The 14,469-nt window shown below is 68.5% G+C and carries 16 protein-coding genes; 9 read left to right on the top strand and 7 right to left on the bottom strand.

Going from position 1 to position 14,469, the window contains the following annotated elements:
- Nucleotides 1–21: 21 nt before the first annotated feature.
- The 7 genes from ASE86_RS08980 (at nt 22) to ASE86_RS09010 (ending at nt 5,392) form a co-directional block, all read left to right on the top strand.
- Complete coding sequence (locus ASE86_RS08980) at nt 22–1,581, top strand: sensor histidine kinase (protein WP_056424870.1); 1,560 nt, start codon at nt 22–24, stop codon at nt 1,579–1,581.
- On the top strand, nt 1,578–2,015 hold the full coding sequence (locus ASE86_RS08985) for an HPr kinase/phosphorylase (RefSeq protein WP_056424874.1): 438 nt from the start codon (nt 1,578–1,580) through the stop codon (nt 2,013–2,015). Before ASE86_RS08980 ends, ASE86_RS08985 begins: the two co-directional genes overlap by 4 nt.
- Complete coding sequence (gene rapZ, locus ASE86_RS08990) at nt 1,982–2,935, top strand: RNase adapter RapZ (protein ID WP_414881267.1); 954 nt, start codon at nt 1,982–1,984, stop codon at nt 2,933–2,935. Before ASE86_RS08985 ends, rapZ begins: the two co-directional genes overlap by 34 nt.
- A 26-nt stretch (nt 2,936–2,961) precedes the next feature.
- Entirely contained in the window at nt 2,962–3,369 is a 408-nt protein-coding gene (locus tag ASE86_RS08995; protein ID WP_056424879.1) for a PTS sugar transporter subunit IIA, read from the top strand.
- Nucleotides 3,366–3,641 carry an HPr family phosphocarrier protein gene (locus ASE86_RS09000; RefSeq protein ID WP_056424883.1) on the top strand — a complete coding sequence of 92 codons (276 nt, stop codon included), beginning with the start codon at nt 3,366–3,368 and terminating at the stop codon, nt 3,639–3,641. Before ASE86_RS08995 ends, ASE86_RS09000 begins: the two co-directional genes overlap by 4 nt.
- A 202-nt stretch (nt 3,642–3,843) precedes the next feature.
- Nucleotides 3,844–4,644, top strand: a complete 801-nt coding sequence (locus ASE86_RS09005; protein ID WP_056424886.1) for a TrmH family RNA methyltransferase — start codon at nt 3,844–3,846, stop codon at nt 4,642–4,644.
- A 64-nt stretch (nt 4,645–4,708) separates the two neighbouring features.
- On the top strand, nt 4,709–5,392 hold the full coding sequence (locus ASE86_RS09010; RefSeq protein WP_162233325.1) for an META domain-containing protein: 684 nt from the start codon (nt 4,709–4,711) through the stop codon (nt 5,390–5,392).
- 25 nt (nt 5,393–5,417) lie between these two features.
- Here the strand turns inward: ASE86_RS09010 and rmuC are convergent, their stop codons facing one another.
- The 3 genes from rmuC to recR form a co-directional block, all read right to left on the bottom strand.
- Nucleotides 5,418–6,842: a DNA recombination protein RmuC gene (gene rmuC / locus ASE86_RS09015; protein ID WP_056424892.1), complete on the bottom strand. Its 1,425-nt coding sequence runs from the start codon at nt 6,840–6,842 to the stop codon at nt 5,418–5,420.
- A gap of 82 nt (nt 6,843–6,924) precedes the next feature.
- Nucleotides 6,925–7,449: a peptide deformylase gene (gene def, locus ASE86_RS09020; RefSeq protein ID WP_056424895.1), complete on the bottom strand. Its 525-nt coding sequence runs from the start codon at nt 7,447–7,449 to the stop codon at nt 6,925–6,927.
- 32 nt (nt 7,450–7,481) lie between these two features.
- A complete protein-coding gene (recR, locus tag ASE86_RS09025) occupies nt 7,482–8,078 on the bottom strand; it encodes a recombination mediator RecR (RefSeq protein ID WP_056424898.1) in 597 nt (198 codons plus the stop codon).
- 58 nt (nt 8,079–8,136) lie between these two features.
- Here recR and fmt point away from each other — a divergent pair, with 58 nt between their 5' ends.
- Both fmt and truA read left to right on the top strand, forming a co-directional pair.
- Complete coding sequence (gene fmt / locus ASE86_RS09030; RefSeq protein WP_056424903.1) at nt 8,137–9,039, top strand: methionyl-tRNA formyltransferase; 903 nt, start codon at nt 8,137–8,139, stop codon at nt 9,037–9,039.
- Complete coding sequence (gene truA / locus ASE86_RS09035; protein WP_056424906.1) at nt 9,036–9,797, top strand: tRNA pseudouridine(38-40) synthase TruA; 762 nt, start codon at nt 9,036–9,038, stop codon at nt 9,795–9,797. Before fmt ends, truA begins: the two co-directional genes overlap by 4 nt.
- Here the strand turns inward: truA and ASE86_RS09040 are convergent.
- From ASE86_RS09040 to ilvD, 4 genes are read right to left on the bottom strand one after another with little or no spacing between them, the layout of a single operon-like run.
- A complete protein-coding gene (locus tag ASE86_RS09040) occupies nt 9,781–10,980 on the bottom strand; it encodes a class I SAM-dependent RNA methyltransferase (protein ID WP_056424909.1) in 1,200 nt (399 codons plus the stop codon). The two genes, truA and ASE86_RS09040, sit on opposite strands and share 17 nt — an antisense overlap.
- Nucleotides 10,965–12,374 carry an NAD(P)H-hydrate dehydratase gene (locus ASE86_RS09045; protein ID WP_235524025.1) on the bottom strand — a complete coding sequence of 470 codons (1,410 nt, stop codon included), beginning with the start codon at nt 12,372–12,374 and terminating at the stop codon, nt 10,965–10,967. Before ASE86_RS09045 ends, ASE86_RS09040 begins: the two co-directional genes overlap by 16 nt.
- Nucleotides 12,371–12,751, bottom strand: coding sequence for a hypothetical protein (locus ASE86_RS09050; RefSeq protein ID WP_156347079.1), 381 nt, complete (start codon nt 12,749–12,751; stop codon nt 12,371–12,373). The genes ASE86_RS09045 and ASE86_RS09050 overlap by 4 nt, the downstream gene beginning before the upstream one ends.
- The gene (gene ilvD, locus ASE86_RS09055; protein WP_056424914.1) at nt 12,738–14,459 is read right to left on the bottom strand and encodes a dihydroxy-acid dehydratase; all 1,722 of its coding nucleotides are present in this window, start codon (nt 14,457–14,459) and stop codon (nt 12,738–12,740) included. Before ilvD ends, ASE86_RS09050 begins: the two co-directional genes overlap by 14 nt.
- Nucleotides 14,460–14,469 lie beyond the last annotated feature (10 nt).

The following is a 14,469-nucleotide window of genomic DNA, read 5'->3' on the forward strand; positions in this document are numbered from 1 at the left end:
CGTGCCGGGGAGGATTTTGATATGCCCCGCGCCGACGATCCCACCTCCCCGCGCGACCTGTCGCTGACCTGGTCCGCGCGCGTATCGCTGACGCCGCGCATTCTGGCGGTAAACATCATCGCGCTGGCGATGCTGGCCGGCGGGTTCTTCTATCTCGACAGCTTTCGCAGCCGGATCCTCGACAGCCGGATCGCGCAGGCGAGCCGCGAGGCGCGATTGATCGCCGACGCCATGGCGACGGTACCGCCGGCAGAGCGCGGCGCGCTGGTCCTGGGCTATGCCCGCGATACCGGGGCACGGGTACGCCTGTATGCGATCGACGGCCGGCTGATCGACGACACCCGCCTGCGTGGATCGGACAACGCAGTGCTGCGCGATCCCGATAAGGACCCGTGGCGACAGGATGTCGCGCGGTTCCTGGACGGTGCGATCGACACGATCGTCGGGGCGACCCGCGCGCCGCTGTTTCGCGAGCGGCGCAACGGCTTGAGCTGGCCGGATGTGGCCGCCGCACTCGATCCCACGGTGGCGCGGGCGAGCGTCTGGCGCGCGCCGGACCGAACCCCGGTCATCACCGCGGCGGCGCGCTACGGCGACGGCATCGTCTTCACGACCGCCAACGCCCGCGACATCACGACGACGGTACGTAACGAGCGGTTCCGCCTGTTCGTCGTCCTCGCCATCGTCTCGCTGCTGTCGGTGCTCCTGTCGCTGTTCCTCGCACGGACGATCGTGCGGCCGCTGCGCCGTCTGGCGCGCGCCGCCGTCCGCGTCCGGCTGGGGCGTGCGCGCGAGGTCGTCGTGCCCCGCCTGCCCGACCGCCGCGACGAGATCGGGCTGCTCGCCCGCGCGCTGTCCGACATGAGCGGCGCGCTGCGCGACCGGATCGACGCCATGGAAGCATTCGCGGCCGACGTGACGCACGAGTTGAAGAACCCCCTCGCCTCGCTGCGATCGGCGGTCGACGGGCTGGGCCGCGTGACCGACCCTGTGCTTCAGGAGCAGTTGCTGGGGATCGTCCGCGACGACGTCCACCGGCTCGACCGGCTGATCACCGACATCTCCGATGCGTCGCGACTGGACGCGCAGCTCAGCCGTGCGAAGTTCGAGAGCGTCGATGTGACGATGATGGTCACGGCTCTGATCGAAGGGCGCCGCGCGCGCGGGATCGAACGCGACATCGGCCTGACGCTGCGCCCGGACGATCCGGGGCCACTGACCATCTATGGCGAAGGCGCACGGCTGGCGCGGGTGTTCGAAAACCTGATCGACAATGCGGTGTCCTTTTCCCCCGACGTGGGCCGCGTAACGCTGTCGATGCGCCGGGCGGACGACTGGATCGAAGTCCGGGTCGAGGACGAGGGTCCCGGTGTTCCCGAGGACGAACGCGAGGCGATTTTCCGCCGCTTTCACTCGGTGCGCCCGGCGACCGAAGCGTTCGGGCGGCACTCCGGGCTTGGCCTGGCGATTGCCCGGACGATCGTCGACGGGCATGGAGGCAGCATCATGGTCGAATCGCGGGAAGATCGGGCAAGCGGCGCTGCCTTCGTCGTCCGCCTGCCATCGGCGGGAGACGAATGATGGTGGCGATATCGAGCGAGACCATCCACGCCAGTTGCGTCGCGATCGACGGTCAGGCGGTGCTGATCGAGGGGCGATCGGGCACGGGCAAGTCAGACTTGGCGCTGCGTCTGATCGATCGCGGCGCGCAACTGGTGAGCGATGATTACACCGCGCTGAGACGCCGCGACGGCGACCTGATCGCGCGCGCGCCCGACAATCTGGCCGGCAAGATGGAAATTCGCGGGATCGGTATCGTCGAGGTCCCGCACGTCACCGACATCGCCGTGGCGCTGCTGGTCGTCATCACCGAGCTGCCACCGCGGATGCCCGAGCGCGGACGCACCCGGCTGATCGCGGGTGTCGCGGTGCGAGAGATCGCGCTGCCGGCGCTCGAACCCTCCGCCGCGATCAAGGTCGAATGGGCGCTGAAGTTCCGGCGGGCAGCCGAATGACGATGCCGACGCAGATCCTGCTTGTCACCGGCATGTCCGGCGCGGGCAAGTCCACCGTCCTGCGCACGCTGGAAGATCTGGGCTGGGAAACGGTCGACAACCTGCCGATGTCGTTGATCGAGCGCCTGCTGGAAACCGCCGTTCCCGAAGGACCCGACCGCACCGATCGGCCACTTGCCATCTGCATCGGCACCCGCACGCGCGGGTTCGATGCGTTGCAGGTCATCGCCCGCATCCGTGCGCTGCGCCAGCAGCTGGGCTCGGATATCGGCACGCTGTTCCTTGAATGCGCAGGCGTCGAACTCGATCGCCGCTATTCGGAGACGCGGCGGCGCCACCCGCTGGCGCCTGACCGGCCGGCCGCCGACGGCATCGCGCGCGAACGCGAGACGCTGGCACCCTTACGCGACTGGGCCAACCGCGTCGTCGACACGACCGACCTGACGTCGAACCAGCTGGCGCAGATCATCCGCGCCACCTTCTCGGGCGAGGAGCTCGGGCGGCCCGTCCTGTCGATCATGTCGTTCGGTTTCGCCCGCGGGTTGCCGCGCAATGCAGACCTGGTGTTCGACATGCGATACCTGCGCAATCCGCACTGGGTGCCCGACCTGCGTCCCGGGACCGGACTCGACGCCGCGGTCGCCGCCTATGTCGCGGGCGACCCGGCCTATCCCGAATCGATCGCGCGGATCGAGGACCTGCTGTTGCTGTTGCTGCCGCGCTACAGGGCGGAGGGGAAATCCTATGTCACGGTCGGGATCGGCTGCACCGGCGGGCGGCACCGGTCGGTCCATGTCGCCGAGCGGATCGCCCGGCGGTTGCAAGCCGAGGGGTTTTCGCCCACGGTGACGCATCGCGACCTCGGCACGGCGCCGCAGGACTCGCTCGAAGGCGCGCCGAAGGCGAAGTTGATTCCTTGATGACTCCTACTCCCAAGACTGATGCCATGATCGGCCTGGTTCTCGTCACGCACGGCCGCCTGGCGGAGGAATTCGTGGTGGCGATGGAGCATGTCGTCGGCAAGCAGGACCGGATCGCGACGATCTGCATCGGCCCCGAAGACGATATGGAAGGCCGCCGCGCCGACATCGCCGCGGCGATCGCCGATGTCGATATAGGCGCCGGCGTTATCGTGCTGACCGACCTGTTCGGCGGCACGCCCTCCAACCTCGCCATCTCGTTGATGCGGCCGGGCAAGGTCGAAGTGATCGCCGGCATCAACCTGCCGATGCTGATCCGCCTGGGTGGCGCGCGCAAGGCGATGAAGGTCGCCGATGCCGTCAGCGCCGCGCGCGATGCGGGTCGCAAATATATCTCCGTCGCCTCCGAAGTGCTGGGAGAAGCCGCTGCATGAGCGACAAGATCGAACGTACCGTCCTGATCGCCAACCGCCGCGGGCTCCACGCGCGCGCGAGCGCCAAGTTCGTGACGCTCGCATCGTCGCAGCCGTGCGAGCTGGTCGTCCGCAAGGACGGATCAAGCGTCACCGGAACGTCGATCATGGGCCTGATGATGCTGGGCGCGGCGATGGGCGATCACATCGTCATTTCGGCCGAGGGCGAGCATGCCGAAACGGCGGTCGGGGCACTGTGCGAGCTGGTCGAGGCCAAATTCGGGGAGGAATAGGCTCGCCGCAGCCGGATTGGTGACACCAATTCGGCGGCTCGGACGGCGAGCACGGCCGGCGTCGCTCCAGCGACGACCGACGACGCGGGCTTTGCCTGCGGCGATGCCCACGCCCTCATTTCCGCCGCGACAAGACCGCACCGGCTCGTTGCGGCTGATCCGCCTTGCGCTTGTCTCCGACTAACGCTTAGGCCGACGCATCATGCCCCGCGAAATCACCGCCTTCTCCAATCCCATCGTCAAGGCGACCCAGCGCCTGCGCGACAAGAAGCACCGCCGCGACGCCGGGCTTTTCCTGGCGGAGGGGCTGCGCATCCTGACCGAAGCTCGCGAGGCCGGGCGGCTGCCGGAAACGCTATTCTTCACGCGCACGACCGCCGATCACCATCTGGTCGGTGCCCTGGTCGCTGCGGTCGAGACGGCCGGCGGCGACGCGATCGAGACGACCGCGGACATCCTGTCCAAGCTGTCGGGCAAGGATAATCCCGGTTCCGTCATAGGGGTTTACCGCGAATTCCTGACACCGCTCGATCAGATCGACCGCACCGCCGCCAGCATATGGCTGGTCGCCGAGCGGCTGCGCGATCCGGGCAATCTCGGCACGATCCTGCGCACCGCCGATGCCGTAGGCGCCGGCGGGCTGATCCTGATCGACGATTGCGTCGACCCGTTTTCGGTCGAGGCAGTGCGGGCGAGCATGGGCGCGCTGTTCACCGTGCCTGTCGCGCGGGCGCGGTGGGACGACTTTCGCGGCTGGCTACGCAGCGGACCGGGGCAACTGGTCGGTCTCAGCCTCGACACGACCAGTGATTATCGCGCGGCGACCTATGCCGCGCCGACGTTCCTGCTGACCGGCAACGAAGCGCAGGGGATGCCCGATATGATGGCCGCGGAATGCGACCTGCTGGTCAAGATCCCGATGCTCGGCAAGGCCGACAGCCTGAACGCCGCGGTCGCGACCGCCGTCATGGCCTATGAAGTGCTCGCGCAGACCCGCGGATGAACGCCGGCGCTAGCTGACATTCAGCTGTGCGGAGATAGCCTCTTGCGGCTTCGAGGAGATGGTCATGAAAGCGCTGTTGCTCGCCCCCGCCTTGCTGCTCGCCCTGCCCGCCGCCGCTCAGTCGGATCGCGAGCCCTATCGCGCGGCGGGTACGGAGCCGTTCTGGTCGCTCACGATCGACGACAGCACGATCCAGTACCATCCTGCCAGCGGTCAGCGGATCAGCGTCACCAAGCCGCGGCCGATCGTCGGCATCAATGGAGAGCTCTACCAGACGCAGCGCATTACCGTCGACATTACCCACGCCCAATGCTCGGACGGGATGAGCGATCGCGTGTATGCCGACACCGTCCGGCTGCGCATCGGCCGCTGGACGTACAGCGGTTGCGGCGGGCGGATCATCGAAGATGGCGCGCCGAACGGGTTGGCCGGAAGCTGGCGGATCCAGGCGCTGAACGGCCGCCCCGTCCGCCTGGCGCGCCCCGCCACGCTGACCTTCACGGGCGACCGTGTATCGGGCAGGATCTGCAACGGTTTCGGTGGCAGCTATCGGTTCGAGCGCGGCACGCTGACGACGCGCGCGATCGTCGGCACGAAGATGGCGTGCATGGGCGGCCGGACAGAGCTAGAATCCGCGCTGCTTGCGGTCCTGAGCACGCCGCTGAAGGTGTCGCGCGGGAACCGGGCCGATACGCTGGTGCTGTCTAACGCTCGGTCGAGCGTGGCGCTGCGGCGGGCGAGCCAGTAACCCGCCTGCGCCGTAGCACGCCGGGCTATTCCGCCGCTTGCTTGTCCGTGATCCCGTCCTCGGGCGGCGGCAGGTCGGCGGCCGGCAGCATCGCGACATCGACCGCGGTCTGGCGAGCGAGCGAATCGACGCTGTCGACGCCCTCGATCTCCTTGGCCCCGGTTCCGACACTCAGGTCGCGGAAGCGACGGGCGGAAACGAGGACGCGGCCTTCGAAGCTCGCGACGAACTTGTTGTAATTGTCGACCGCCGAATTGAGCCCGCCGCCGACGCGTTTCAGGTGCGTCGCGGCGGTCGCCAGCCGCTCGTGCAGTTCCTTGCCCAGCGCATCGACCGCGCGGGCGTCGTCGATCAGCTTTTCCTGCCGCCAGATATTGGCGATCGTCTTGGCGATGGCGACGAGGTTTGTCGGCGTCGCCAGCAGCACGCGCCGCTCGATCGCCCATTCCCACAGCCGCGGGTCCTGCTCCAGCGCGGCGAACAGGAAATGCTCGCCAGGGATGTACATCACGACATAGTCTGCCGCGTCGCCGAACTTGTCCCAATAGCTCTTCGACCCGAGCTGCTGCGCGTGGTTGCGCACGGATGCGGCGTGGGCACGCAGTCCGGCGGCGCGGCCCTCGTCGTCGGTCGCGTCGCTGGCGTCGAGAAAGGCATTCAGCGAGCATTTCGCGTCGATCACCAGTTTGCGGCCACCGGGCAGCCGGACGATCACGTCGGGGCGCAGGCTTCCCTCGTCGGTCGCAACGACGACTTCCTGCTGGAAATCGGCGAACGGCGAGAGCCCCGCCTGTTCGAGCACGTTGCGCAACGATTGTTCGCCCCAGCGCCCGCGCGCCTTGGGACTGCTGCGCAGCGCGTTGACCAGCTTGGCGGTCTCGTCGCGGACCTGTCCCTGTCCGCTGCGCACCTGCTCGACGGCCTCACGCAGGCCGGCATAGCTGTCGATCCGGTCCTTCTCGACGCGGTGCAGACCTTCCTCGTAGCGTTTCAACGTCGTCTCGACGGGCGCGAGCAGCGCCTTGATCTTCGCCTCGTTCGCTTCGCCTGCCTGGCCGAAGCGGGCGTCGGCGCGCTTCAGGAAATTCTCCTGCGCGGTGTCGAGCACCTTTGCGCCCAGCTCGCGGAACTGCGCGGCCATCGCTTCGCGGTCGGCCTTGAATTCAGCGAAGCGCGATTCGAACGCCTGGGCCTTCGTGCGCAACTCGACGCACTCCAGCCGGGAGCGGTCGCGTTCCTCGGTGGTGACTTCCAGCGCCTCGCGCAGCTCGGGCATGTCACGGACGCGCTCGGACGCGACCGCCAGTTCGGAGATCGCACGCTTGAACTCCGCCTCGCGCGCGTCGCGTTCGGCGCGCACCTCCGCCACGCCGCGGCTGCCGAGCAGCCAGCCGACGCCGACCCCGATCACGAGCGCCAGGACGATCAGGGTGAAAGCGGTGGAATCCATGGAAAAACGCTCGACGCTGGCGGGAACAGACGCCGAACCTATCCCGCGATGGGACAGGCGACAAGCGATGTGCGGTGAGGCGTTACGCCGCGCGGCGCGCCTTGTTCAGCTTCTTGACGATCATATCGCGCTTCAGTCGCGAGATGTGGTCGATGAACAACACGCCGTTCAAATGGTCGATCTCGTGCTGCATACAGGTCGCGAGCAGGCCGTCCATCTCCTCCTCATGCGCGCCGCCGTCGCGGTCGAGCCAGGAGACCCGGCAGCGCGCGGGACGTTCGACCTCGGCATATTGCTCGGGGATCGACAGGCAGCCTTCGTTGTATTTCGACAGCTCGTCGCTGAGCCACAGGATCTCGGGATTCACGAACGCCTTGGGATCGCGCACCGGCTTGCCGTCGGCATCCTCGCCTTCCTGCAGGTCGATCACGACCACGCGTTTGGCGACGCCGACCTGGGTCGCAGCAAGGCCGATGCCGTGCGCGTCGTACATCGTGTCGAACATGTCGTCGATCAGCGTGCGGACGGCATCATCCACCTGGGGCACGGGTTCGGCGACGGCGCGCAAGCCGGCGTCGGGGATTTCGAGAATGTGCATCACGGTCATGCCGCCCGGCTAACCCCGCGGGCGCCGTCGCGTCAAGCGAGCGGCCGACGTGCACGCAGCGCCTGGGCAAGCGTTCCGTCGTCGAGATAGTCGAGCTCTCCCCCGACCGGCAGGCCATGGGCAAGTTGAGTCACGCGCACCGGGAAGCGCTCGATCCGCTCGGCGACATAATGCGCAGTCGTCTGCCCCTCCAGCGTCGCGTTCATCGCCAGTACGACCTCGTCGATCCCGCCGGCATCGATCCGGCGGACGAGGCCGTCGATCGCCAGATCCTCGGGCCGGACGCCGTCCAGCGCGGACAGGCGACCGCCGAGCACATGGAACTTGCCCGGGAACAGCTGCGAGCGGTCGAGCGCCCACAGGTCGGCCACCTCCTCCACCACGCACAGCGACCGCGCGTCGCGGCGCGGGTCGGCACAGATCGCGCACGGGTTGGTCGTATCGACGTTCCCGCAGACCGTGCACGTTTCCAGCCGATCGTTGACTGCGGCCAGCGCGTTCAACAGCGGCGCCAGCGTCGTCTCGCGGCGCTTCAGCAAATGCAGCACCGCGCGCCGCGCCGACCGGGGCCCAAGGCCGGGAAGCCGCGCCAGCGCGTTGGTCAGCGCCTCGATTTCAGGGGAAGCCATATCATTGGAACAGATAGGGGGTTGCGTGCAGCCGCGCCAGCGTGGAAGCGCGTCATCCATGCGGATCGTCTTCATGGGAACGCCCGACTTCGCGGTGCCGACACTCGACGCGCTGGTCACCGCGGGCCACGATATGGTCGCGGCGTACAGCCAGCCCCCGCGGCCGGGCGGGCGCCGCGGCAAGGCGGAGGTCCCCTCCCCCATCCAGCGCCGTGCCGAAGCGCTCGGCATCCCGGTGTTCACGCCCGTCAGCCTGCGCAAGGCCGACGCACAGGGGGTGTTCGCGGCGCACGACGCGGACGTAGCAGTGGTCGCCGCCTACGGCCTGATCCTGCCGCAGGTCGTGCTCGACGCGCCGCGCCACGGGTGTCTGAACGTTCACGGATCGATCCTGCCGCGCTGGCGCGGAGCCGCGCCGATCCAGCGCGCGATCCTGGCGGGCGATGCCGAAACCGGGGTTGGGATCATGCAGATGGAGGCCGGGCTCGACACCGGGCCGGTACGGGCCGAGGCGCGGACGCCGATCGACGGCAAGACGGCCGGTGACCTGACCGTGGAGCTCGCCGACATGGGCGCACGGCTGATGGTCGCGGTTTTGGCCGATCTCGATGCGCATCCTGCGGTCGCCCAGCCCCATGACGGCATTACCTATGCCGCGAAGATCGACAAGGCAGAGACGCAGCTCGACTTTACGAAGACCGCGGTCGAGGTCGAGCTTCAGGTGCGGGCGTTCAATCCGCCGGGCGCCTGGTTCGACCATGGGGGCGAGCGGGTGCGCATCCTGTCGGCGCAGGTCGTGCCGGACAGCGGCGACGCCGGCACGGTCATCGACAACGCGCTGACCATAGCCTGTGTCGAGGGTGCGATCCGCCCATTGCTCGTCCAGCGTGCCGGACGCGGCGTCATGACGTCAGCGGAGTTGCTGCGCGGCTTTCCGATCGCGGTCGGCACGCACCTGTGACCCGGTTCGCGCTGACCATCGAATATGACGGTCGTCCGTTCATGGGGTGGCAGCGGCAGGCCCATGGGCCGAGCGTGCAGCAGACAATCGAGGAGGCAGTGACGCGGATCACCGGCGAGGACGCGCTGGTCTATGCCTCGGGCCGGACCGACGCCGGGGTTCATGCCCGCGCGATGCCGGCGCACGTCGACGTAATGCGTGACATCGCGCCGTTCCGGCTGATGGAGGCGCTCAATGCGCAGCTTCGGCCGAGCCCTGTCGCCGTCATCGCGTGTCGCACCGTGCCCGAGGATTGGCACGCGCGCTTCTCCTGTCTCGGCCGGCATTACGAATATCGCATCGTCAACCGACGCGCCCCGCTGACCTGGGACAAGGGACTGGCCTGGCAGGTCGCCCGCCCGCTCGATGCCGACGCGATGGCCGCTGGCGCGGCACGATTGGTCGGGCGCCACGATTTCACGACGTTCCGCTCCGTCCATTGCCAGGCCGACAGCCCGGTGCGCACGCTCGACCGGCTGGAGATCGAGCGCATCGGCGAGGTCGTCACGATCCGCGCATCGGCACGGTCGTTTCTTCATCACCAGGTGCGGTCGATGGTCGGCTGCCTCTCGCTGGTCGGCGATGGCCGATGGTCGCCCGATGACATGAGCGCCGCGCTGGACGCGCGCGATCGCGCCGCGCTCGGGCTGAATGCGCCGCCCGACGGGCTGTTCTTCGTCAGCGCCGATTATCCTGCCGACTCTACCCCGGCCGACTGAACGCCGCGGCCAGTTCGACGTGGGTCGACCAGGTGAACTGGCCGACCGGCTGGACCCAGTCGAGCGTGTAACCGCCTTCACACAACAACTTCGCATCGCGCGCGAAGCTGCTGGGATTGCACGAAACATAAGCGACGCGCTGAGCCTTCGAACCGCTGAGCTGCTGAGCCTGTTCGCGGGCACCCGCGCGCGGCGGATCGATGACGATCGCGTCGAACCGGTCGAGCTCGGCGGTCGTCAGCGGGCGGCGGAACAGGTCGCGGTGGTCGGCGAAGACCGTCCGCCCGGCGCGCGCAGCCGCGGCCTTCAGCGCCAGGATTGGCTCGCGCGCTGCTTCCCCTGCGTAAATCTTGCCCAGCAGCGACAGGGCAAAGGTGCCGAGCCCGGCGAACAGATCGGCGATCGTCCGCGCATCGCCGACCGCTTCGCGCACCGCGGTGACGAGCGCGGCTTCGCCATCCGCGGTCGCCTGGAGAAAGCTGCCCGCCGGAAACGGGACCGCGACCCCGCCCAGCGTGATCGTCACGGGTTCGGGCTCCCACCGTGCTTCGGGACCGAAACCGTCGTCGACCGACAGCCGCGCTAGGCCGTGCCGCTCGGCAAAGCGGGTGATGCCCTCGACTGCGGACAGCCCGTCGGACAGCTTGCCGCCGATCAGGACATCGACGCCTTGGTTGACCCGTGTCAGGTGGACGTCGACACGCCCGCGCTCGGTCAGCACCGCCGCCAGCAGGCCCCGTAGCGGACCAAGCATCGCGAACAGTTCGGGCAGCAGGACGTGGCATTCGGCGAGATCGATCAGCCGGTGGCTGCTGCCCTCAGTAAAGCCCAGCAGAACCTGCCGTCCGCGCCGCTCGGCGTGCAACGTCGCGCGCCGGCGACTGTGGGGTGGCGACACGATCGGCGGCCGCACGGGAGCATCGAGACCCTGGCCGGCAATCGCTCCGGCAACGCGATCGAAAACGAACGCAGAATAGCTAACGTCATCAAGCTGTTGCAGCTGGCAGCCGCCACATTGCGGGAAGTGCCGGCACGGTGGTTCACGGTAGTGCGCGCCACGCGTCACGCTACCATCCGCCGAAAGCAGGTCGCCCGGTGCGGTCAGCGGTGCGTGGCGGCCATCCTCGGTCACGCCGTCGCCGCGCGCGGCGATGCGGACGACGGGGCTCAGCGGGTCGGGCATCGGTTCACTTCCTGGGTCAGTCGCTCGGGCAGCGCATCGGCGGGGAATATGGCGCCCATATGATCCGCGGCGCGGGCGTGCAGCCAGACCCCGGCGGCGACGGCATCGCTCCCGCCCGGCCCCGCTGCCATCCGCGCGGCGATCGTGCCGGCCAGCAGGTCGCCGGTGCCGGCGGTCGACAGGCCCGGATTGGTGCCTGCGGACACGACGATGCGCCCATCGGGATAGCCGATGACCGTGTCCGGCCCCTTGTTCACAACCGTCGCGCCGGTCTTGCGGGCAGCGGCACGGGTGATGCTCAGCTTGTCGCCAGCGGTGTCGAACATCCGCGCGAACTCACCGCCATGCGGCGTCAGGCACACACGGCGACGATCGGTCGCGATACGGTCGCCGATCGATCGCCCGAGCAGGGTCAGAGCATCGCCGTCGATGACCAGATCGTGCGGCGACGCCAGCGCGGCATCGAGCAGAGCCCTCGCGGCGTCGTCGCGGCCGAGGCCAGGACCGATGACGACGGTGCCGATGCGCGGATCGTCCAGCACGCTCGACATGTCGCCGACACACGCAATCCGGTGGCGAACCAGCGCGCGCGGCGCCCCATCGGCCGGGGCAAGCCCGACAAGCTGGACATAGCCTGCGCCTGCCGCCAACGCCGCGCGACCGGCGAGCCAACCCGCCCCGGGCATCGCGCCCGAAACGATCGCCACCATCCCTCGGCTGAACTTATTGACGTCATGCGGCCACGCCGGAAGCGTCGGACGGCTGATGGTGGACGCCCGGCTGGTCCGAGACACGCCCAGGTCTGCCAGCAGGACATGCCCGCAGGCATCGGCACCCGCGCCGACCACATGCGCGGGCTTCAACGCCCCGAGCGCGATCGTCACATCGGCTTCGCCTTCGCCCTCGCCGGTGTCGGCGTGGCGACCGCTCGGCACATCGACGGCGATGCACAAGTCCGCCGCGGCCGTCAGTCTCGCGAGAGCGGCGCGCGTCTCCGGATCGAATGGGCGGGGTGTGCCGATGCCGAGCAGCGCATCGACCAACACCGGTCGAGGCTCTGCGGCGCGCATGTCGTCGACGGGCGCGGACCAGCGCGCCGCCATGTACTCCGCCGCACCGTCTTTCGGCTTGCCCATTGCGGCGACGACGGCCGAAACCCCGCGCTCAAACAACAGGCGTGCCGCGACATAGCCATCGCCGCCATTGTTGCCGGGGCCGGCCAGCACCAGCACCGGGCGGCCGGCCGCAAGCCGCGCGACCTGCTCGGCGATCGCCGCGCCGGCGCGTTCCATCAGCGCGCCCTGGCCAACGCCGGTTGCGAACAGCCGCTGTTCCACCGCGCGCATCTCGGCAGCGGTGAGGATCGGTGCGCCTTCGGGAAGTCGCCGGATCACGGCTGCGCGAGCGGCAGCCGGTAGCGCGCGTCACCAAGCGTGATGTCGGCCACGCCGTCGCGGACCGAGACGGCGGGTGGCAGCGCGCCGTCGGCCGCGCCGACCTGGCCGTCAGCGGAAATCCGCAGTCGGTGGAAGCCGCCGTCGGGATGGCGAATCGTGATGAGCGTGCCGCCCTCCGCCGGCGTCCGCTCGACCGTGCAGGCCTGCGCCATCTCCGCGTCGCCGAGCGCGCAGGCGATGCGTTCGACCGGCGCACCGGCGGGTGTGCCGGTGTCTCCGATCTGTGTGTCGCTGCCGTTGCCCGCCACCACCGTATCGGGCGGGCCACCGCAGCTTGCCAGGATGAGGGAGAGACTTGCGCTAAATATCCGCAAAGACATGGGTTTCCGACTTCGCTCCGGGGTGGGTCACTGCGCCCGCCCAGGCCGGGCCGACGTTCTGGGCATAGCGCCACAAGGCCCCGGATTGATAGTCGTTCGTGCGCGGCGCCCAGGCTGCCCGGCGCTCGGCAAGAATGGCGGCATCGACGTCGAGGTCGATCGTGCCCGCTTCCGCATCGATCCGGATGGTGTCGCCATCCTCGACCAGCGCGATCGGGCCGCCTTCGGCCGCCTCCGGTCCGACATGGCCGATGCAGAAGCCGCGCGTGGCACCCGAGAACCGCCCGTCGGTGATGAGCGCCACCGTCTCGCCCATGCCCTGGCCATAGAGCGCCGCCGTCGTCGACAGCATCTCGCGCATCCCGGGCCCGCCCTTCGGCCCTTCATAGCGGATCACAACCACCGATCCTTCGGCGATGTCGCGCGCCTCGACAGCGGCAAAGGCGTCTTCTTCGCAATCGAACACGCGTGCGGTTCCGGCGAACTGCAGCCGCTTCATCCCGGCGACCTTCACGATCGCGCCATCGGGCGCCAGCGATCCGCGCAGGCCCACGACGCCGCCGGTCCGGGTGATCGGCGCCTTCGCGTCATAGATGACCTTCTGGTCAGGGTTCCACGTCACCTGTTCGATATTCTCGGCGAGTGTCCGACCTGTCACCGTCAGGCAGTCGCCATGAAGCAGCCCTTCGCTCAGCATGGTCTTCATCAACATGTAGACGCCACCCGCCTCGTACATATCCTTGGCGACAAACCTCCCACCGGGCTTGAGATCGGCCAGGTAAGGCGTTGATTTGAATATCGTCGCTACGTCGTGCAGCGAGAAGTCGATCCCCGCCTCATGCGCCATCGCGGGCAGGTGCAGCGCGCCGTTGGTCGATCCGCCGGTGGCCGCGACGATACGGGCGGCGTTTTCGAACGCCGCCCGCGTGCAGATGTCCCGTGGGCGAATGTTGGCGACGATCAGTTCCATCACCTGCGCACCGGCCGCAACCGCGATCTGTTCACGCGACGTGTATGGTGCGGGCACCATGTTGCTGTTCGGCAACGACAATCCGATCGCTTCGCCGACGCAGGCCATGGTGTTCGCGGTATACTGACCACCGCACGCGCCGTGGCCGGGGCACGCGACCTTTTCAAGCGCATGAACCTCCTCGATCGGGCAAGCCTTGGCGGCGTAGCGTCCGACGACCTCGAACACATCGACGACGGTCACGTCGCGCCCTTCGTATCGCCCGGGCAGGATCGAGCCGCCGTAGACGAAGATCGACGGGATATTCAGCCGCAGCATCGCCATCATCATGCCGGGCAGCGACTTGTCGCAGCCGGCAAAGCCGACCAGCGCGTCGTAGCAATGGCCGCGGACGCTGAGCTCGATCGAATCGGCAATGACCTCGCGACTGACCAGCGAGGATTTCATGCCCTGGTGGCCCATCGCGATGCCATCGGTCACGGTGATGGTGTTGAACCGCCGCGGCATCCCGCCGCCGGCCTCCACGCCTGCGCGCGCCGCATCGGCCTGCGCATCGAGCGTCGTGTTGCATGGTGCGCTGTCGTTACCGGCGGACGCAAGCGCAACGAACGGCCGGGCAATCTCCTCCTCGGACAGCCCCATCGCGTAATAATAGCTGCGGTGCGGGGCACGCTCCGGCCCCACGGAAACGTGACGGCTGGGCAGGCGGGATTTGTCGAAACGCTGAGTCATGGCCGCAAGC

Source organism: Sphingomonas sp. Leaf33 (assembly GCF_001421785.1).
GTDB lineage: Bacteria > Pseudomonadota > Alphaproteobacteria > Sphingomonadales > Sphingomonadaceae > Sphingomonas.